This window comes from Mycobacterium gordonae, assembly GCF_002101675.1.
GTDB classification, from domain to species: Bacteria; Actinomycetota; Actinomycetes; order Mycobacteriales; family Mycobacteriaceae; genus Mycobacterium; species Mycobacterium gordonae.
In genome coordinates, this window is record NZ_LQOY01000081.1 from 182,315 (window position 1) to 202,704 (window position 20,390).

At 62.2% G+C, this 20,390-nt stretch carries 17 protein-coding genes; 11 read left to right on the forward strand and 6 right to left on the reverse strand.

Annotation, left to right across the window (positions count from 1 at the left end; genetic code table 11):
• Position 1 precedes the first annotated feature (1 nt).
• On the forward strand, positions 2-1,051 hold the full coding sequence (locus AWC08_RS13840) for a class I SAM-dependent methyltransferase (RefSeq protein ID WP_069434422.1): 1,050 nt from the start codon (positions 2-4) through the stop codon (positions 1,049-1,051).
• Between the two features lie 36 nt (positions 1,052-1,087).
• Here the strand turns inward: AWC08_RS13840 and AWC08_RS13845 are convergent, their stop codons facing one another.
• From AWC08_RS13845 to rfbF, 3 genes are read right to left on the reverse strand one after another with little or no spacing between them, the layout of a single operon-like run.
• Complete coding sequence (locus tag AWC08_RS13845; protein ID WP_069434421.1) at positions 1,088-2,311, reverse strand: class I SAM-dependent methyltransferase; 1,224 nt, start codon at positions 2,309-2,311, stop codon at positions 1,088-1,090.
• Entirely contained in the window at positions 2,308-2,859 is a 552-nt protein-coding gene (locus tag AWC08_RS13850) for a dTDP-4-dehydrorhamnose 3,5-epimerase family protein (protein ID WP_069434420.1), read from the reverse strand. Before AWC08_RS13850 ends, AWC08_RS13845 begins: the two co-directional genes overlap by 4 nt.
• Positions 2,860-2,902: 43 nt before the next feature.
• Complete coding sequence (rfbF, locus tag AWC08_RS13855; RefSeq protein WP_069434419.1) at positions 2,903-3,676, reverse strand: glucose-1-phosphate cytidylyltransferase; 774 nt, start codon at positions 3,674-3,676, stop codon at positions 2,903-2,905.
• A gap of 525 nt (positions 3,677-4,201) precedes the next feature.
• Between rfbF and AWC08_RS13860 the strand changes: the two genes are divergently transcribed.
• Complete coding sequence (locus tag AWC08_RS13860) at positions 4,202-5,107, forward strand: NAD-dependent epimerase/dehydratase family protein (RefSeq protein WP_264075668.1); 906 nt, start codon at positions 4,202-4,204, stop codon at positions 5,105-5,107.
• Positions 5,108-5,181: 74 nt separating this feature from the next.
• On the opposite strand, the gene AWC08_RS13865 is transcribed toward AWC08_RS13860, so the two are convergent.
• Complete coding sequence (locus AWC08_RS13865) at positions 5,182-6,069, reverse strand: glycosyltransferase family 2 protein (RefSeq protein WP_069434417.1); 888 nt, start codon at positions 6,067-6,069, stop codon at positions 5,182-5,184.
• A gap of 310 nt (positions 6,070-6,379) precedes the next feature.
• Between AWC08_RS13865 and AWC08_RS38215 the strand changes: the two genes are divergently transcribed.
• The 6 genes from AWC08_RS38215 (at position 6,380) to AWC08_RS13895 (ending at position 13,514) form a co-directional block, all read left to right on the forward strand.
• Complete coding sequence (locus AWC08_RS38215; protein WP_159459991.1) at positions 6,380-7,369, forward strand: class I SAM-dependent methyltransferase; 990 nt, start codon at positions 6,380-6,382, stop codon at positions 7,367-7,369.
• A gap of 70 nt (positions 7,370-7,439) precedes the next feature.
• On the forward strand, positions 7,440-7,931 hold the full coding sequence (locus AWC08_RS13875; protein ID WP_069434415.1) for a GtrA family protein: 492 nt from the start codon (positions 7,440-7,442) through the stop codon (positions 7,929-7,931).
• Between the two features lie 442 nt (positions 7,932-8,373).
• Complete coding sequence (locus AWC08_RS13880; RefSeq protein WP_159459992.1) at positions 8,374-9,774, forward strand: glycosyltransferase family 87 protein; 1,401 nt, start codon at positions 8,374-8,376, stop codon at positions 9,772-9,774.
• Positions 9,775-10,100: 326 nt separating this feature from the next.
• On the forward strand, positions 10,101-11,750 hold the full coding sequence (locus AWC08_RS13885) for a hypothetical protein (RefSeq protein WP_069433767.1): 1,650 nt from the start codon (positions 10,101-10,103) through the stop codon (positions 11,748-11,750).
• Complete coding sequence (locus AWC08_RS13890) at positions 11,738-12,511, forward strand: methyltransferase domain-containing protein (RefSeq protein ID WP_069433766.1); 774 nt, start codon at positions 11,738-11,740, stop codon at positions 12,509-12,511. Before AWC08_RS13885 ends, AWC08_RS13890 begins: the two co-directional genes overlap by 13 nt.
• Before the next feature lie 7 nt (positions 12,512-12,518).
• Complete coding sequence (locus AWC08_RS13895) at positions 12,519-13,514, forward strand: rhamnan synthesis F family protein (protein ID WP_159459993.1); 996 nt, start codon at positions 12,519-12,521, stop codon at positions 13,512-13,514.
• A 2-nt stretch (positions 13,515-13,516) separates the two neighbouring features.
• Here AWC08_RS13895 and AWC08_RS13900 read toward each other — a convergent pair whose 3' ends face one another.
• The gene (locus tag AWC08_RS13900) at positions 13,517-15,205 is read right to left on the reverse strand and encodes a glycosyltransferase family 39 protein (protein ID WP_244906503.1); all 1,689 of its coding nucleotides are present in this window, start codon (positions 15,203-15,205) and stop codon (positions 13,517-13,519) included.
• 287 nt (positions 15,206-15,492) lie between these two features.
• Here AWC08_RS13900 and AWC08_RS13905 point away from each other — a divergent pair, with 287 nt between their 5' ends.
• Both AWC08_RS13905 and AWC08_RS13910 read left to right on the forward strand, forming a co-directional pair.
• Entirely contained in the window at positions 15,493-16,278 is a 786-nt protein-coding gene (locus tag AWC08_RS13905) for a glycosyltransferase family protein (protein WP_069433763.1), read from the forward strand.
• 9 nt (positions 16,279-16,287) lie between these two features.
• Complete coding sequence (locus AWC08_RS13910; RefSeq protein WP_065132621.1) at positions 16,288-17,232, forward strand: glycosyltransferase family 2 protein; 945 nt, start codon at positions 16,288-16,290, stop codon at positions 17,230-17,232.
• Here the strand turns inward: AWC08_RS13910 and AWC08_RS13915 are convergent.
• On the reverse strand, positions 17,225-18,574 hold the full coding sequence (locus tag AWC08_RS13915) for a condensation domain-containing protein (RefSeq protein ID WP_069433762.1): 1,350 nt from the start codon (positions 18,572-18,574) through the stop codon (positions 17,225-17,227). The two genes, AWC08_RS13910 and AWC08_RS13915, sit on opposite strands and share 8 nt — an antisense overlap.
• 51 nt (positions 18,575-18,625) lie before the next feature.
• Here AWC08_RS13915 and AWC08_RS13920 point away from each other — a divergent pair, with 51 nt between their 5' ends.
• On the forward strand, positions 18,626-20,380 hold the full coding sequence (locus AWC08_RS13920; protein WP_069433761.1) for an AMP-binding protein: 1,755 nt from the start codon (positions 18,626-18,628) through the stop codon (positions 20,378-20,380).
• The last annotated feature ends 10 nt before the right edge of the window (positions 20,381-20,390 follow it).

The following is a 20,390-nucleotide window of genomic DNA, read 5'->3' on the forward strand; positions in this document are numbered from 1 at the left end:
GATGAGACAGCTATACGAGCAGTCGGACTTTCCGATCTTCCAGAACCGCATGTACGACTCAGCCGACCAGGCACGCGCCTGCCCCCGCGGCGATATCAGCTTGGTGCAGGACGGTACCACCGGCCTCGTCTACAACGAGGCCTTCCGGCCGGAGTTGATGAATTACGACGCTGCCTACCAGAACGAGCAGGCGCACAGCCCGCTGTTCCAGAGTCATTTGGAGCAAGTGGCCACCATTGTCGAGCGCACGCTGGGAACTGATGGACTGGTCGAGGTTGGTTGCGGCAAGGCGTACTTCCTTGAGTTGCTGCAGTCGCGGGGTCGGTCGATCACGGGCTTCGATCCGACATATGAGGGTGAAAACCCTGCTGTTCAGCGTCATTACTTCGGTGACGGCGTCACGGTTTCGGCTAGAGGGCTGATTCTGCGTCACGTCCTGGAACATGTGCAGAATCCGGTCGTGTTCCTCGAAGGTTTGCGCGATGCGAACGGCGGCGGCCTGATCTACATCGAGGTGCCGTGCCTCGACTGGATCCTGCGTGCGAGAGCATGGTTCGACATTTTCTACGAACACGTCAATTACTTCCGGCTCGAAGATTTTTCCAGAATGTTCGGCCGCGTGGTGGAGGGCGGCCACCTCTTCGGTGGCCAATACCTCTATGTCGTCGCCGATCTCGCCACTCTGAGACCACCGGTGTTCGGCCCGGACGATCGGGTGGATTTTCCGGAGGATTTCCTGGCTATGGCAAACGCCGCACCGGCTGACCGGTCAGGCGCGCTGAGCGCTGTATGGGGCGCGGCCTCGAAGGGTGTCATCTATTCGCTGCTACGAGAACGCGCCGGCAACCCGGTCAGTTTTCTCATCGACATCAATCCAGCTAAATGCAGCAAATTTGTGCCGGCCACCGGTCTGCGGGTGATGTCCCCGGAGGAGGGCATGGCGGCGCTGGAGCCAGGCTCAGACATCTGTGTGATGAACTCCAACTACCTCGAAGAGATCCGCACCATGACGCGAGGTCAGTTCAACTTGATTACGTTGGAGCGCAACTAGTCCGGCGACGCTGCTGCCGTCCACTGGTACGTGACTTCACCGGATGCGCAGTTCCGGCACTGCAGTCACGAAACGCACCCCGCTATCGGCAAGATCAGCCAATTCGGTTCGCACCTCGGTAGCGATGTTCCATGGCAGGATTAGCACAAAGTCCGGGGGGTTCTCGCGTAATGCCTCCGGGGAGTGGATCGGGATGTGGCTGCCAGGCATGTACTTACCCTGCTTGGACACAGCGGCATCGCAGACGTACGGCAACAGGTCAGGCCTGACGCCTGCGTAATTGAGCAGAGTGTTCCCTTTAGCCGCAGCACCGTAGGCCGCCACGCGGCGGCCGGATCGCTTCTGCTCGATGAGAAACGCCACGAGATCGTCTTTCACGCGGTCGGCACGTTGCTGGAACTCGAGGTAAGTTTCGAGGCGTGTCACCCCGAACTGCTCCTCACGCGTGAGCAATGACTCGACACGATCGGTAGTTTCCACCGCCGCTTGGGCGTGACACCCATACACCCGCAGGCTGCCACCGTGGGTGTGCAACGCTTCGACGTCGCTCACCCGTAAGCCGGCCTCGGCGAAGATGCGTACCACAGTCGTCAGTGACAAGTACGAGAAGTGCTCGTGGTAGATGGTGTCGAACTGCGTGCGTTCGATCAGCGGAACGAGGTGTGGAAATTCCAGTGTGACAGTGCCTTCCGGCTTCAGCACAGCGGCCAATCCACGGGTGAAGTCGTTGATGTCAGGCACATGGGCATACACGTTGTTGCCCAGGATCAGATCTGCGCGGCGCCCTTCCTCTGCCAGGCGACTCCCCAACGCCTCACCGAAGAACTCCCTGCGAACCGGGACTCCCAGCGCCTCGGCGGCGGTCGCCGTGCTTTCCGTCGGCTCGATGCCGAGGCAGGGGATGTCTGCTGCGACGAAATTCTTGAGCAGGTAGCCGTCGTTGGACGCCACCTCGATGACGAAGCTATCTGGGCCAAGCCCCAGTCGTTCGGTGATCATGCGCACGTACCCAGCGGCATGGTTAAGCCAACTGCTGGAGGTGCTGGAAAAGTAGGCGTACTCGGCGCTGAACAGCTCTTCAGCGCGAGCGTAATCCTCGGTCTGCACCAACCAGCATTGGTGACACACCTTCACGCGGAGGGGGTAGTGCACTTCTGGGGCAGACAAGTCCTGGGCCTGCAGGTAAGCGTTGGACGGGGGCGCAAAACCCAGGTCCACGAAACTGTGCTCCAGCGGCGTGCTGCAGTGTCGGCACTTCATAAGATGACTCCAGTGAAGTCGGCATCAATTCGTGCATGGGATTGGTCACGAGCTGAAACATCTTGCGGCGGCAACGGCCAGGCGATGGAAAGCCGCGGGTCGTCGTGAAGCAGGCCTCTCTCGGAAGACGGCCGGTAGAACGCCGTGTGTAGATAGAGCAATTCGCTCTCAGGCTCGAGCGCCTGGAATCCGTGCGCGAATCCCTCCGGAATAAGCATCATCTGGGCGTCGTCTTGTACCAATTCCTGAGCGTGCCATTGCAAGAAAGACTCGGAGCCGGCCCGAACGTCAACGGCCACGTCCCAGACCCGGCCGCGAAGACAGCGCACCATCTTCATCTCGGCGTGCGGCGGGTATTGGAAGTGCATCCCGCGCACGGCTCCCACGTGGCTGGTTCTGGAGTGGTTGATCTGGACTATGTGGCGCTCACCCAGGACGCAGTGAAGTTCGTCGGCGCAGAACAGGCGCATGAATGCGCCGCGGGCATCCCGATGGGGTACGGATTGCACGACCTTCAAGCCGGTCAATGGGGTATCGAGAATGTTCATGCCGTCGCTCGGCCCGCGGCTGCCGTTCCCACAATTAATGTGTTCAATTCCAGCATTTCCAAGGCGCTTGGCCGCTGCTCCACAACTCTTCAAGCATGATCTTGTCTCGAAGAGTGTCCATGGGTTGCCAGAATCCTGAATGCTCGAAGGCCATCATTTCGCCATCGGATGCGAGACGGGCAAGGGGCGCGCCTTCCCAAGCAATGTGGTCACCTTCAATGTAATCGAGCACTGAGGGCGACAGAACGAAGAATCCGCCGTTGATCAGGCCGCCATCGCCACGTGGCTTCTCAACAAAGCGCGTCACCCGGTCATCCGCACACTCGATGGCTCCGTAACGCCCGGGCGGAAGTACCGCTGTAACGGTGGCGTGGCGACCGTGCTGACGGTGGAACTCGACGCTGGCACCGATGTTCACGTCACTGAGCCCGTCGCCGTAGGTAAAGCAAAACGCGTCGTCGTCCTGGATGTAGGCTGACACGCGCTTGAGGCGTCCACCGGTCAATGTGTCGTCACCGGTATCCACGAGTGTCACCCGCCAGGGCTCTGCATGGCGCCGATGCACTTCCATCTTGTTGTCGGACATATCGAATGTCACGTCCGACATGTGCAGGAAGTAGTTGGCGAAATACTCCTTGATCACGTAGCCCTTGTAGCCGCAACAGACGACGAAATCGCGTATACCGTGATGCGAGTAGAGCTTCATGATGTGCCAGAGGATCGGCCGCCCGCCGATCTCAACCATCGGTTTGGGGCGGATCGTCGTTTCCTCACTGAGGCGGGTGCCGAGACCACCGGCCAGAATTACGGCTTTCATCGGGCTCACTTGTTCATGGGACGACAGCGACTCGAGCGATCAGGCGGTCGCTTGGCTAATTCACAGGTGAAACTCCGGGCCACCCGTGCAATTGACAGTCATATAGATCGGAGTTTGCGCGACAACGTTTCAGTATTTCTTCACCATGCTGAATCAAGAAAAATGACCCCCGTTGGTTGGACCACATGCGCCCGCACGCTCCATGTCACCTCCAAGCGACTGCCTCCGCACTCGCTGCCCGAACGACGGACACCAGGGAGGAGGGACACGCGGTGAGCGTACACCGACTCAACTATGTGGACGGCCGGTACGCGAGACAAACCTGGCCCTTGATGATGCCGAGCTGAGAATCTGGCGAGGTGACCTTCTGCCAGGTTCGGGCCTCGTGTCGGTCGGTACAGTTGCGTGACGCAATCCATGAGGTGGCGGAGGCACGCGTGAGTGGTTACGGTCACTTCAGCTGCGACGGGCGATCTAGCCAGAGCGGTCGAATGCTCGAGGGGTTGAGTAGTGCGTAGCTGGATTGTGGGCCGGGGGGGCTTACTCGGCAGCGCCGTGTCGAGGTCTATCGGCCCGACGTTCACCGGACAAGCCGTTCCATGGGGGAAGCAGGATGCGGCCGTCGCAGCACTCGAATCCGACCTTGAGCGATTCATCAGCGAGGCACACGACGACGAGTGGTCGATCATCTGGGCTGCCGGCAGCGGCGTCATCGGCTCCACGGCCGAAAAGCTTGCTGCGGAGACGAGCATTCTTTCTCACTTCGTCAACATGTTGCGAGAGTCGCGGCCGACCGGGCGAGGTGCCTTCTTCCTCGCATCTTCCGCGGGTGGCATCTACGCCGGGTCCACTCACCCTCCCTTCAGTGAGTCGGCAACTCCGCGGCCGCTAAGTCCCTACGGTGAAACAAAACTCGCTCAAGAGGTAATGGTCCGGACGACGTTGGAAGGCCGGGTACCACTCGCCATCGGCCGCTTCTCCAACCTCGTCGGACCCGGTCAGAACTTGGCGAAACAACAAGGTCTGGTCAGCCAGCTATGCCGATCTTCGGTGATGAGAAGATCTTTGAACATTTTCGTCCCAATGGAGACCCTGCGCGACTACCTCTACGCGGATGACGCAGCTGCGATGGTGCGGACGGTGCTCGAGAAATCGATACGGAATCAGCCACCAACACCGTTGCTACGCAACATCTGTTCGCAACGACCGGTGTCTGTCTGCACGGTGGTGCGAACAGTGCAACAAGTTGCCCACCGTTCGGTGCGCATCGCGCTCGGAGCGAGCTCGTCGTCGCGCTATCACGTGAGGGACCTGCGGCTGTGCACGAACCACTCTGAGGAGTTCAAGGACGTGGCGATCACGCCGTTCCCGGTGACAGTCAAGCGCGTGTACGACGATGTTTTACGGCAACAAGCGCTGCCGAACCGCTGACGGCCGGCTTCGTCCGGCCCCGTGCCGCAGCGGTATCACCCGGGGCGGCAAACACCCTGTGCCTCAGAGGTTTGTCAGTCGTTTTCGCCGGCACCGCTGTGCTTGCCAACCGCTGTGGCCCCAAGACGAGTTCGCAGCCCGAGCCAGCGGTACAGAGCCTGCCGTCCCAGGGCGGTGGAGCGAGCGCGGGCAGCGCCGATCACCAGGTGGCGCCGATCGAGCAGTCCTGGGTGCTCAGCGGCCAACTCATTGAAGAAGTCGATTACGGATTGGGTCTGGGAGTGCATATACGTACGTACCGTCTCCTGAGACTCATTGAGCCGGAAAGCCCAGAGCGGCCGGGGCACCGCGATCAGATTGCCCTTGCCCTTGAGGAGCACCTCGCAATAGGTCGCCAGATCGAAGAGTGAGGGGAAACGACGGTCCCAGCCCCCGACGGCTACCAAGGCGTCGCGACGGAATAAAGCCGTTGGCGGTTCGCCGAAAATGTTCGTACCGGCGAGCACGCTGCGCCGAATGGCGTCGGTGCCGTTGACTTCGCCGCGCAGCCCGGCCAGTCCGCGGTTACGCAACACCATCCGGCCCGATGCGTCGATGACGTCGCGGGAACTGACAGCCAGCAGCGCTGACGGGTGCGCGGTCAACTCCTTCAACAGCACTTCGAGGTTATCTGGGTAGAGCACGTCATCGGCGCAAACTGCTTTGACGAACTCACCGGTGGCCATGTCGGTCACGTGATTGAAGTTCACGATCGCCGGCCCGCTCTCGGAGAGCCTGGTCAGGCGGACGCGGGGATCGGTGGTGTAGCGCTGTAAGGCTTCCCACGTGCCGTCGGTGGAGTATCTTTCGGAAACCAGAAGCTCGAAGTCGGTGAACGTCTGCGCCAAAATCGACTGCATCGTCTTGTCGATGAATTTGACGCCGTTGTAGACCGGCACGACGACCGATACTTTTGGCGTCACGACACCGCCTCCTGCGAGTGGTCCAAGGAACGTCCGTTGGAACTGGTCTGGGGGGTAAGTCCGCTGAGAGCGACCACGCTGCAGGCCGGGGCGACGGCCACGGAGCTGAGCTGCGACAGCCGAACGAGCCTGGGCAGTACACCCTCCTAGCGTGGGAGGCGCCATCCCGGGCAACGCCGGTGTGGGCCGAGTATGGCAGTAACTTAGTTGCCAACTTATCGTGACGCTAGGCTTCTGTCAGATCGCCCCGGCGTATCGCAGGTAGGGCACGGATACATCTGCGAACATGTGTCTAGACCGCACACGCCACGTGCTGAAACAGAAAGCGAGTCATGACCACTCTCCGCGCTGTGCCCGCTTCTCAGAAGGTGGGATTGCCAGAGGTTTCTCTGTCGAGAGCGTCGCGAAGGTGAGCGTGACGGCGGCGGTGAAAGCACGGGTAGGCCGCCCCGTGCTGCTCAACCTTCGTCCGCTGCGCGATCGACGCGCCGACGAGGCAGGCCGTTGTGTCGTTTGCGGCACCGACACCACCTTTGCCTTCAATTCCTGGACTCTCCCCGAGGAGATGCACGCCTACTGGGCCGATTCGAGGGTGTCCCGAGCCAACGCCCGGCGCGAAAGTTTGTTCTGCCGGCAGTGCTGCAGCAACCTGCGGGTGCGGCGAATCGCTGAGGTACTCGTCCACCTTTACGGGCCGCCCGAGTGCAAGTCGTTCGCCGAGCTGGTCGAGTATCCGGAGTTTCGTCAGCTCGACGTTGCCGAAGTGAACACCATCGGGTCACTGGGTTCGCTACACAACCTGTTGCGTCAGCTCCCGAAGCTGATGTTCTCCGATTACCGTGGCCCGGACCGCTTAGGTGAGCTCATAGACGGCGTTCGAAATGAAGACATGGCCCGCTTCACCTACCCCGATGCCGCCTTCGACATCGTCTTATCGTCTGACACCCTCGAACACGTCCCGGACTTTCGGGCCGCGCTGTCAGAAACGCGGCGGGTGCTTCGCCCCGGGGGGCGCCACATCTTCACGGTCCCGGTGGTCTGGACGCACGAGACTACCGAGGTGCGGGCGCGCATAGGCGACGACGGCGAGATCGTGCACCTCCTGCCGGCCCTCTATCACGGCAGGGGGAGCGGAGCCTACCGGTTCATCCCGGTGGGAGTCGATTTGCTGGCGTTCACAGAGTTCGGCCGCGACATCGTCGAGTACGTGCGCGAGGCCGGCTTTGAGCCGGAGGTGTACGCGGGTTCGGATGACGGGACGGGCGCCGAAATTGTGTTCGCGGGGCGCGTCAGCGGGTGACCGCGTATCCGAATGGTCTAAGAAGCGGTTCGGTTGAGGAAACCGCAGCCGTCGCGCCCAAAGGCCACCAATGAGTGAATTCGACCTGCCGCCCGAATCGGCGCCGCCAGGTCCGCTGATGCGGCTCATCCACGACCAGCGCGCGGCGTTTCTGGTGGTGGGCGGCATCAACACCGTCGTGGGATTCGGGATCTTCGTCGCCTGCTCCGAGACGGTGGGCGATGTCGTCGACCGCCATTTCGGCACGGTCGCCGGTTCATTGGTGACAGTCGGTATCTCCCACGTCCTGAGTGTGCTGTTCGCCTTCGTGATGCATCGCCGGCTGGTGTTCCGCGTCAGGGGCCACGTGCTGCGTGACCTCGTGCGCTTCGAGAGCGTCTATCTCACGACATTCGGCCTCAACGCCGTAGCCCTCCCCGTGTTGGTGGAGCTGGGCGTGCAGCGCGTCTTGGCGCAGGCGCTCCTATTCGTGCCCATCTTGGTGCTCAACTATCTCGGTCACCGCTACTTTTCGTTCCGGCGCAGCGCCGCCGACGCTCACGACGAGTCGGCAAGGAAATAGTCATTGCAGCGGTTAGGGTCCCCGGCGTGGACTGAATTCCTGGGACTCGGTCAAAACATTTGTCACTGTTGCCATTTCGCATATCTGGGTGGTGCTGTTCGCGTTCGTGATGCAGGGCCGGTCTGGTATGCCGCGTGCGGAGCCAGGTACTGGGCGACCTCGCGCATTTCGAGGGCGTGAACTCGGTGTTCACCGGATGTCTCGGCTCGGTGCAGCGCCGCCGAACTCCACGCTCCGCCGCACGATCCGCCAAGTTGTCCCGTGCGTCCTGTGTCCACAGTCCCGAACCTCACCAGCCAGTGAGGTTAGAATCTGGGCGGCTCAGTGGGGCACCCTGTTTGAGGGCCGTTACGTTTGCAGCACAAGCGAGGAGAACGCAGTGAACCGACCCGGTGGGGTGCTCCGGGGTGCGGTTCGGCGTGCCCGCGCGCGGTTCACGGCCGTGACCAACCAATCGGAGCGAACCCTCTTACTAGGCACCGTCCTGGTCGCCTCGATGCTCTCGGCCACTGTCGGATTCGTGCTGGCGCATTACTACTCCGTCGATGTCATTACATCCCTGCTCATCTTTTTGCCATCCGATTGTTTTGTGGACCTGGGCATCGACGTTGGTCGACATTGTTTCAGCGACTATGCGATCTCGGTGAAGCTTGGGATGCGGGCGAACCCGTGGGAGCCCGTCCTCATGTATCTGCCTCCCGATTTCAAGCTCGCCAGTGCTAACTATCCGGCGGCCGGCCTGGCGCCTCAGGTGATGTTCGGATTGTTAGGTAAGTGGTTGGGCGCGCCCCGACTGGGGTTGCTGGGCTACTTGACCGTCTTGACGGCCGCGGTCTTTACTCCCGCGGTGTGGGCATCGCGTGGTGCGCTTGGTCTGGAGCGACTTGTGGTGTTCGGGGCGTGCGGTGTGGCCGCAATTCCGGCTTGGGTGGTGATCGATCGAGGCAATGCGGTCGGCTTTATGGTTCCGATCGCCTTGGTATTCCTCATTGCGCTGTGCCGCGAGCGATGGGGTCTGGCCGCCGTCATGGTGGTGCTCGCCGCGCTTCTGAAACCACAGTTTGCGGTACTGGTTGTCGTGTTGTTCGCCGCCCGACAATGGCGGTTGGGCGGCATTGCCGTCGCCGGTGTGGCCATATCGAATGTTGCCGCATACGCGCTGTGGCCCCGAGATTTTCCGGGCACGATCATCCAATCAGTTAGTGGCATCGTCGGGTATGGCGGTTCAGCCCAATCAGCGGTTGTAGAGGGCTCTAACGCGTCGTTCGGAAAGGCGCTGCTGGCGATCCCCGACAGGATCAAGGCAAGTCAGAACGGCGGCAAGATCCCTGATGACTTCCTTGCCGCTCCACGATCACTGATCGGGTACGTCGTGCTCGTCCTCGTCGTGGCGGTTGTCATAGGTTTAGGGAAGCGTTTGCCTCCCGTCTTGGCCGGTTTCACGATGCTTGCGGTGGCGTCGCTGTTCATCTCGCTGGCCAATCCTTACTACTTGGTGTTCGTGTTGCCCATCGCAGCCGTTGTGGTCCGAGATCCCGACGGGCCACCAGGGAGAGGAATCTTCGACCGCCCAGAAATGTCCGCAGATCGCCGTCGCGCAGTCGGTGTATGTGTGAGCATGGCTGTGGCGTTTTCCATTGCTCAGATACTTTTGCCAGGGCCGTCACGTCGCGTGGCGCCGCCGAGTGCCGACAGCGGCCTCCTGCTTGTCGACACCACAATGTCCCTCACCCCAATCCTGTGGCTTGTCACGCTGGGAGTGATTTTCACGTCGTACGCTCGGCGTCCGGCTCTTGCCCGCGCCGGTGAATCAACCGACCAACCAGGCGCGCCGCAGCGATAGACGCGGGTAGCCAGCGAGTCGACGTTGATCATCGGCAGACGGCTACCGTGACCAATGAAGACAATGGTGTCGCGCACGGCGGGGCTGCGTCTGCGTGCACCGCTTGGGAGTGGGGCTGGCGTTGACCACCCACGGCGCAGCTTTCATCGCGTCGTGGGTTGCCGGCTATATTGGCAGGCACTGGCGATGCGGCGTCTAGCCTTTGGAATGGCGGGCGTGGCGGCGCCGTCTGGGGCGCCGAACGTGTTGCGCCGGTCGGGGCGGGACTTGGTGTCGTTCGGGGCTACGCGAAACGACCTGCCAGCGCGATCATTCGGATAGGCTCGGTGCCCGAATCACAGCGCGGAGAAGACGAATTGACACCAGACGCGGAGTTGACGCTGCACCAGGACCGCAGTGCACCGGTTGTTGAGGGCGAGGACAACGGTCGGCCCGACTCGGTGACACCGCGGCCCGACAAGCCGCGACCTGACAGATCAGCGTTCGTACTGATAGCGGCGGTCGCCTGCACGGTACTGGGCGCCAAGCTGATCACTATTTCGGCTGTCGGCTCGTCCATGCCCATCATGGATCAGTGGGATGCGGAGGCCGCACGACTTTATTCTCCTTATTTGACGGGTACGCTCTCTTTCGCCGACCTGTTCGCCCCGCACAATGAGCACCGAATTTTCCTGCAACGCGTACTCGCGCTGGTGCATTTCGAGTTGGCCGGTGAGTGGAATCCGCGCCTCGAGATGGTCTTTCAAGCCTTCGTGCACACTGCGGTGATCGCCTCGCTGACGGCCGCGCTGATGCCACTCGTCGCGCGACACCGCCGGATCATCTTTGCCAGCTTCGTCGCACTGCTCTTCGCAATCCCATTCGGTTACGAGAACACGCTGTGGGGCTTTCAGGGTCAGTTGTATTTCATGCTGCTCTTGGGCATCGCGGCGATAGTCGCCTTCAGCGGCGCCCGACCGTTCTCCGTCCGCTGGTTCGGTGGATTGGCCGCCGGCGTGCTCAGTTTCTTTTCTTTCGCGACGGGCGCGACCAGCATGCTCACCGCCGGTGGGCTGGTGATATTGCAGCTCGCCACCAATTGCAGGAAACGCTCCGGTCGCGAATACGCAGGCGTAGCGGCGATCATGCTGATCGCGGTGGTGATGTTTTCATGGACGGCATCAGGTTCACATCCGATGAGTACGCCGTGGACCGTCCTGCTGGGTTTGTTACTGCTGACCGCACGGGTGATCATCGCAGCGGTCCCGGCGGTTCTGTTCTGTCGCTACACGGTGCAAAGGCGGCCGTCCGTCAGTGACCGCGCGTGGGTGGCCGTCGGACTCAGTGCATGGATCGCCATTCAGTTGGCGCTGCTCGCATACGGTCGGGGAACGGTCATTGCGGTGCGGTACAACGACATCATTCTGCTTGCGTATCCGGTCGGGTTTGTGGCACTGTTCGCGCTGACGGACCGTGCCCGCGGCACCCACCGGCGCCGGTTTGCGGGGCCGAAAGCGGCCACGGCGTGGCTGTTCGCTGTGGTGGCGGTATTCACGGGGATGGGTTACGTGGCTGGCCTCGGTGCCATCGACTGGAACAAGTCGACCCGTCAACAGGTCGTCAACGTGCAAACCTATTTCGCCACCGGCAACGTCGACCAGCTGAAAGCAAAAGGCGATCACGGCGGGACCTTCGACCTCGCCTACCCCAATCCTCGGCGCATGGCCGAGGTGCTGAGGGACCCTAACGTCAGAGCAATCCTGCCACCCGAGGTCCGGCCCCCCGACGCCGACAATGCCGGCGCCCGGCAACGTATGTGGCTCAAGGGCGCGGCCGCCGGCGTCACCGCGACCGTGACACACGTGACCCTGCAGATCGGCCCCGTCTTATTGGCAATCGGTGTCGCCTCTTTCTTCGCGGCCGCCGCACGAGCCAGCCTCTCGAGCGTCAGGGCGATGACGCCACAGACAAGCGAAAGAAGCAAATGCGCACTTTAGTAAAGGAATTCGCACCGAAGTCGGCTGGCGACCTGCTGCTTATCCTCAAGTACCAACGATGGCGATTGCCCTTTCGTCGTGAGTATCAGGCGGCAGTCGAAGGCAAGTACGGAATCGAAATCGGCGGCCCCAGCAGCGTTTTCAGCACCGTACTGCCGCTGTATCAGTGCGTACGCGGCCTTGACGGGGTGAACTTCGCAACCGATACCGTTTGGGAGGGCCACATTCAGGAGGGCCAGACCTATAGATACTTCGGTGACGGCGCTGGGCACCAATACATCTCCGACGCGACCGACCTGAGTCAGATCCCAACGGCGCACTACGATTTCCTGTTGTCGTCGAACTGCCTGGAGCACGTCGCGAACCCCTTCAAAGCGTTGCTGGAATGGAAACGAGTCATCAAGCCCGGCGGAGGTTTCGTTCTGGTTCTGCCTAACAAGGACAGCAATTTCGATCACCGCCGCCCGGTCACCGCCTTGAGTCACTTGCTGGACGATTTCGAGCGGGATATGGGTGAGGACGATCTCACCCATCTCGAAGAGATCTTGACGTTGCATGACCTCCAAAGGGATCCCCCTGCCGGTGATTTGGAGCATTTTCGCCAGCGCAGCTTGCAGAACTTGAGCAACAGGACACTTCATCATCACGTCTTCGATGCGGCTCTGATCGAGGCGATGTTGGCCCATTTAGACTTCGAAGTGCGCGACGTCACCACGACCCGGACCGATTTCTTCGCGCTCGCCATCAAGGGCACCGCTTGAGGTGCCCGTGAAACTCCGCTTCCTGCACGAGGAATCGCAACGCGCTGCGCTGCTTGCCGCAGCCCGCTACCGTCTCACCGGCGATGCGTCGGGCTTCGTCTGTGAAGCGCACCAGGAACTTCCGCCCCAACCCCCGGCCGGTCGACGCGCACTCGTGTTCTTTGCACACTTCGATCCGCAAGGCGTGGTCGATCCCTACGTCACCTACTACCTGGAGCAGTTGCATCGGATCGGCGCAACCATCATTTTCGTCTCCGGCTCGCCAACGCTCACACCGGAGTCCGTCGCGCCCCTGCGATCTCTGTGTGCCGGCATTTACACGCGGCGTACGTTGTCCCTTGATTTCGGTTCCTGGCACCTCGCGTGGCGCCTATTGGGGCAGCACGGTTGGTCGCTCGACCAGTTCGACCGCCTCGTTCTGGCCAACGACAGCGTCTATGGCCCGCTGTTTCCCATCGAGGAGATGTGGGGCTCGTTCCGGGGCGCCGACATGTACGGCGCCATCGAAAGCGAGGAGTTCGGAGCGCACCTGCAATCGTTTTTCCTGGCCTGGGATCTCAACCCGCGCACCCGGGCATTCCTAAGCCGTTTCTGGGATCGGTTCCAGTACATCGTCGACAAGAACAAGCTCATCAGGCGGTACGAGATCGGCCTGTCCAAGCGCGCACGCAAAGCCGGACTGTCTATCAAACCGTTCGCATCGGCGGCAACCATCAGCGCAACATACGAGCGTTCACCCACGCACGAGTGGGCCGTCAAGTTCCACGGGGAGCCGATCAACAACACCCTTTATTTCTGGGATGGCCTGATCGAGCACCTGAGATTTCCCTTTCTCAAAACGATTCTGCCGCGCCACAACACGCCCTGGCACGACTCGATGGCGAATCTGCCGGACTTCCTCGAGCGGCACACCGAATATCCATACGCGTTGATCAGCGCGAATGTGGAGCGGCTCGGATGCGGCCCAGCGTCCTGGATCAGGCCGTCGCCCACGCCGCAATAGGGCTATCCCACAGTCATTTCGTAGAAGTGGAGCCGTGCCGACGCGCTTGTGTCGCCAAGAGACGTATGACGGCCGACGGCGATGGTGTGGGCATGAATCTCGATGTTTGTGCCGTCCAGCGAGCGTGGAGAACTGAGCAGAAAAGGTTCGGCCGCATTCGCCGCCACGAGACGGTACGTCACTCCGTCCAGCGCGACTGTGAAGTTGGAAAGCGGAGCGACTGTGCCCTGAAACAGACGGTCGCAAAGGTTCTGGTCCAGGTCGAGGCTCACCAGCACCGCCTTGCCCGGTTGGCTCGGGCTCGGAACGGTGATGGTCTCTTTGTCGTGGACGCTGGTCTCCGAGACGCCGGTGAGCTGTCCGCAGTGTGAATGCACACGCTCGAACAGCGCCCACTGGTTCTCTATGCCCTTGAGTTCGTAATTGCACAGCAGCACACGGGAATACAGAGGTGACTCCTGTACCCCGAGACGGCCGTCGATGCCTTTGGCCGGTTTGTCGGAAGATATGCGGGAAAGCACGTGCTGAGGCCCGTTCGCGAGCGTGTCACGGTTGAGCGCGTCGAGCATTGGCGTGTACGCCGAGTATGTCTGGAAGACGGGCGTCGGATGCCAACCCAGGTTGTAGGCCCAGACTGCCGACGCCTCGCTGGGGTCCACGTGAATCGGAGCCGATCCGATGGTGTCGAGAAACCTGGCCGGGATGGCGTACTGCGCGCGCTGCCGTGCCTTCGATTCCTCCACGCGCCGATCCCATTGCCCCGGAGTCGCCAGGGTGAACAGGCGCTGCACTGCCCGCACCGGCGAGAGTGCTATGGCCTCGGTCCGGATCAACGGCAGCGGGCCGGCCAAACCCAGGTAGACCAGCACCACCGCGACCAGTGCAACGGATCGCTCCCGCCGCCTCAACGAGGGCGTGACCACGGTCGCCACCACGATCAGCGACAGCAGGATGAAGACGTGTCCGGCATCGAAGCGTCCGAATGCCGTCTTCGCGACAATCAGGCTCACGAGTAGGACGAGCACGACGAATCGACGCGGGATGTCGGGGCGGCGGCGCACGAAAAGGAGGCAGATGGCCGCTATCCATCCGAGGGCCAACAGCACCGAAGGGATGGCGAACGGGAAGAGAGGCACGGCCATCGCGTCGACGTAACCCGACGCGACGGCAACGCTCAATCGCAACCAGACAGGTAGTTCGGCAATCGGCTGGCCCGCAAGCAACCACCAGACAACCGTGGACGTGACGAACACCGCGACCGTTGCGCTGTGGCGCCCAAGGGCCCGCCAATCACTCAACAGCGACAGGGTAAGAGCGATCGCCAAGATCATCGGGCCGCTGTTGACCTTCACCAGGAACTGAAACCCGGCGACGGCGCCGAGGGTGATGCAGGTTGCGAAAACCGTCGACCGCTTCGCATCCCGCCCCAACAGTGGCACGATCGCCCATGCAAAAGCGGCGAGAACGGCCAGGTCCGGATACAGGGAGGCGATCAGCAGATTCGCAAACCCTGTCGTCAGGAATGCGCCGAGCAGCGCAGCCGTCGGTGCATAACGTTGCCGCAGCGCTGCGGCGATCCCGAGGAACAACGCCACCAGGACAATCACCTGGTAGCCGGTAGCCAACACCGACTGGCCGTAGTAATAGAAGCCCGGGTTATGGAGGAAGCCGAGGGGACCGGCCGTGAACACGATCTCCGGGCCCCAATCAAGGTCGCGACTGCGAGCTAACGCAAGCGCGCTTTCCCAGGACGGGTCTAGCCCAACCGGAGGCTCCGTGGCTGAAATCGCTTGAAACAGGAGCGCGGCAACGACTGCGGTAACCACCCGTTGCCAAGGAGCCGACCCCCAGTCAGCCGATGAGCACCACGACTTGAAACGATTTAATTGGCCCCCCGCCATCTTTCCAAGCTAACAATCCGAGAGCCAATAGTGAACGTCGGCAACGATCTCAAGTCGCCTCGCGGTCGCGCGCATCCGTGTACAGTCAGCGCGTGGCCGTGCTGATTACGGTTCCGGTGTTCGGACAACATGAATACACGCACGCTCTGGTGGGGGATTTGGAGCGTGAGGGCGCTGAGTATCTCATCGTCGACAATCGCGGCGACTACCCCAGGATCGGCAACGAACGGGTCATGACGCCCCGCGAAAACCTGGGCTGGGGTGGGGGGAGTGAGCTGGGTTTTCGGGTCGCCTTCTCCGAGGGCTACTCCCACGCGATGACACTGAACAACGACACGCGGATCTCCAAGGGTTTTGTCACCGGCCTGCTCGATCCGCGGCTTCCCGAGGACGCGGGAGTCGTCGGCCCGATGATCGACCACGGGTTCTGGTGCGCCGAGGTGGAGCAGCCGGTTGATGCGGCTGATTACGTGCCGCGCCCGTTCTATCGGCAAGTTCCTGCGGTAGAGGGCGTGGCGTTGATGCTGTCCCGCGCTTGTTGGCTGGAGATCGGCGGAATGGATTTGCGCACCTTCGGGCGCTACGGCTGGGGTATCGACCTCGATCTGGTGTTGCGCGCCCGCGATGCGGAATTCGGCTGCTACACCACCGAAATGTCCTACATCAACCACTTCGGACGAGTCACTGCCAAAGACACATTCGGCAGAAAGCGCTACGAATTCCTTGCCGAGCAGGTGATGAATCATGGGATGCGCAAGACGCACGGTCGACAGTGGCGCAAAAGATTTCCCCCGGGAACACTGCCACAACCGGCTTGGAAGAAGACCGGTATTGCGTACCAGACGTTCCCGCTAGAGCCCTGAGAACGACCCTTGCCCGACAACGACATCGAATCAAAACCGACGGTCTCGGTGTGTGTACCGATGTACAACAACAGCGCAACCATCGAGCGTTGCCTGCGCAGCATCCTGGACCAGGACGGCGTCGATTTCGAAATCGTTGTGGTAGACGATGATTCGACGGATGATTGTGCCGCCGCCGCGGCCGCGCTGCTCAGACCGCAGGATCGACTGGTGCGCAACGCACCTCGGCTGGGCCTCAACGGGAATCACAACAGGTGCCTCGAGGTCGCGCGCGGCGAGCTCATCCAGTTCGTGCACGGTGACGACTGGCTGCTGCCCGGCGCGCTGCGGACCCTGGCCTCGTGTTTCGACAACGCCGAGGTGGGGATGGCCTTTGCCCCAAGGAAAGTGGAGACCGACGACCAGGACTTCCGGCGACAATACGGGGTCCTGCACACCCACTTCAAAGGACTGCAGGCCCATAATCGCGGACGGTCGCTGGTGAGACAAATGGCGGCGCGCGGGGCGTTGCACAACTGGATAGGCGAACCGACGTGTGTGATGTTTCGTCGCCGGCTCGCCCTGGACGCAGGTGGCTTCCGTGACGACGTCTACCAACTGGTCGACTTGGACATCTGGTACCGCTTGATGCTTCGTTCCTCGGTCGGCTTTGTGCCGCAGGAGTTGTCTGTGCGCACTCATACCGCGACGACCGAGTCGGCTCGCAACCTGTCCATGCGGCGTTATTGGCTCGACCAGCTGCGCATTCTGACCTGGTTGACGCTGGATCCGGCCTCATCCGCCAGTGTCCGGACCCTCGCAGCGCTGTGGTGGCTGCCGGCATGGCTCTCACTGCTGCAGGCTGTGGTGTGGGGGCCGCAGCGCTGGTCGTCACTGAAAACCTTCAGTCAGGCGCCTTTTCGTGAAATCGCCCGCGCCCGCCGTTTCCGGCGTGCGCTCGCCCCGACTAGGTGATCTCAGCGGTCAAGCCGAAGTCGGCAAAGGTCTGAGATACCAGCTCGCGCAAGGCCTCTGTCGAATTATGTTGGCCGGGCCGGTAGGCGACCACGCTGATGAACACCTTGCCCGGAATGCGTCCCGACGCCACGAAAAGCTGACCGCCCATACCCTCGAGTGCGCGCTTGCTGATCCCCGGCTCGATCAGCCGTCCATAGGCGTAGTCGGCGTCCGAGCCGTCCGGCCGGATAACCGCCGGATCGAGTGGACCCAGGTTCGAGCACCCGACCGGAAGGGCAGATGAGCCCAGACCCACGCCTACCAGCCTCCGCGCCGCCCACTTCGGCGTCATGGCAGCCAGCGGCAGCGGCGCCAACAGCTCGTAGGCCTGCTCCGCGCGCTCAGTGAGCGCCTGCTTGAGCTTGCCGCGTATCTCCACCAGATCCGACGCTGCGTGCGCGGGGTCGACGGCGATGTTGGCGAACGTCATCGCATTGCCGCGGGTATCGTCCGGTAGGCGTTGTCCGACCGGAAACGCCAGGGCGACGGACCCGTCCGTGGCGTGACGGCCCATGCGGGCGCCGAGACTGGCGGCAAATCCCGCGAACAGCGAGTTGCTGGTGCCGCCCAAGCGTGCCGCGCACGCATCCCACTCGACCAGGTCGACGTAGGCGACCAGGGTGGGTACCACCACAGGCTGGTCGTCGCGCGCCGTCCGCGGCGCAGGCGGGGCCCCGGCGATCGAGGACGCGAATTCTCTTCGACCCTGCCGCGCCAGCCGCAACCCTGCGGCCAGCGCTTTTGCCAGTTCCGGCACTGAGGCCAGGGTCTGGCGCGCATCCTCGAGTACCGCGTGGGCGCGAGTGCGCGAGCCGGGTCCGGGATAGCCCAGGTCCCGCGTTCTGCCGCGGGCCGCGTCGGCGATCACCTCCACCAGCCCCAGTCCGTCGACCAGCGTGTGTGAGGCCACCAGGCTGATTGCCGTGCCGCCGTCGTCCAGCGGCAGCACACCCAGGTGCCAACCGGGGCCGAATTCCGGGTCGATGGGTAGGCAAGCGCGCTCGTAAGCCCATGCGTTCACCTCTCCTCGTGGACGCGGCGTATCCGCGATGTCCAGATCCGGCTCCCGCGACACCACCCAGCGGTCACGCGCGAAAGGCAACGGAGAGCGTTCGATTCGGCGGCCCAGCAAGCCGTGCCCGAGATTGTCGTGAAACCGCCGTAGTGCCTCGATGTCGACCTCGCGGTTGTACAACCAGACGACCTGCGCCAGCGTCCCGTAACCGAGCGCCCGAACACCCAGGAACGACACCTGATCCATGTGTGCGAGCCGGTTGTCCACGATACGGCGATTATCCATTACCTTCGGAATCCCGTTTTCCAAAGCTGGCTCCTCGGCAAAGGTAGTCTGATGTCCGTGGTTGAATCCTCACTTCCCAATGTCGTGCGCGAGCGTGCGAGTTTGCAGCCCAACGATATTGCGCTCACCTACATCGACTACGACCATTCCTGGGACGGCGTTGAACTGACCCTGACCTGGTCACAGCTCTATGTGCGCATGCTCAACCTCGCCGCCCTGATCAGGGAGCACGCGACGACCGGTGACCGCGCATTGATCCTGGCGCCGCAGAGCCTCGACTACATCGTGAGTTTCCTTGCGTCGCTGCATGCCGGCGTCATCGCGGTTCCCCTGTCGGTCCCGATGGGTGGTGCCCACGACGAACGCACCGCGTCGGTGCTGGCTGACACGTCGCCGGCCGTGGTGTTCACGGCGTCGTCGATCGTCGACAACGTGGCCGAGTACGTCCGGGCGCAGCCCAGCGACATCAAGACCGAGATCATCGAGCTCGACAAGCTGCAGCTGGACGGTCGGCCGGGCGCGGCGGGGCGCGCCCGGTACGAGCAGCCGGAAACGATCTACCTGCAGTACACGTCCGGTTCCACCCGCACCCCGGCCGGCGTCATGGTGTCCAACAAGAACCTCATGGCGAATTTCGAGCAGATCATGACCGCCTACTACGGCGTGTACGGCAAGCTGGCCCCGCCCGGATCGACCGTGGTGTCGTGGCTGCCCTTCTATCACGACATGGGTTTCATCCTGGGACTGATCATGCCCATTCTGACGGGGATGCCGGCCAAGCTGACCAGCCCCATCGGGTTCCTGCAGCGACCCGCTCGATGGATGCAGATGCTGGCCAACAACACCCTGGGATTCACCGCCGCTCCGAATTTCGCGTTCGACCTGGCGTCACGCAAGACCAAAGACGAGGACCTGGAAGGTCTTGACCTCAGCGGCATCCACGCCATCCTCAACGGCAGTGAGCGGGTGCAGCCCGTCACACTCAAGCGTTTCGTCGACCGGTTCGCTCCGTTCGGACTCGACCCCAAGGTCATCCGGCCGTCCTACGGGATGGCCGAAACCACGGTGTATGTCGCGACCCGCCAGGCCGGACAGCCACCCAAGATCGTCAACTTCGACGCGACGAAATTGCCGGACGGTCACGCCGAACGGATCGAGGGCGAAAGCGAAAGCAGCACACCGCTTGTCAGCTACGGAGTGGTGGACACCCAAGAAGTGCGCATCGTCGATCCCGACACCGGCATCGAGTGCCCGGAGGGCACCGTCGGTGAACTCTGGGTGCACGGCGGCAATGTCGCTTCTGGCTACTGGCAGAACCCGGAGACGACGTCAGCCACCTTCGGTGCGTCGATCGTCAACCCCACCCCCGGCACGCCGGAGGGCCCCTGGCTTCGGACGGGCGATTCCGGGTTCTATTCCGAGGGCGAGCTGTTCATCCTGGGCCGGATCAAAGACCTGCTGATCGTGTACGGGCGCAATCACTCACCCGACGACATCGAGGCGACCATTCAGACGGTCAGCCCGGGCCGGTGCGTGGCGATTGCCGTTCCACAAGACGGTGTCGAGAAACTCGTCGCCATCATCGAACTCAAGCAGAAGGACGAAACGGCAGAAGAGGCGGCCGAGCGTTACGGCAACGTGAAACGTGAAGTCACGTCTGCCATTTCCAAGGCTCACGGCCTGAGTGCGTCCGATATCGTTCTGGTGGCGCAGGGTTCGATTCCGATCACCACCAGCGGCAAACCCCGGCGCGCGCAGTGCGGGGAACTCTACCGGCGCGGCGAGTTCGTCCGGTTGGACGCATAGCCCTCAAATC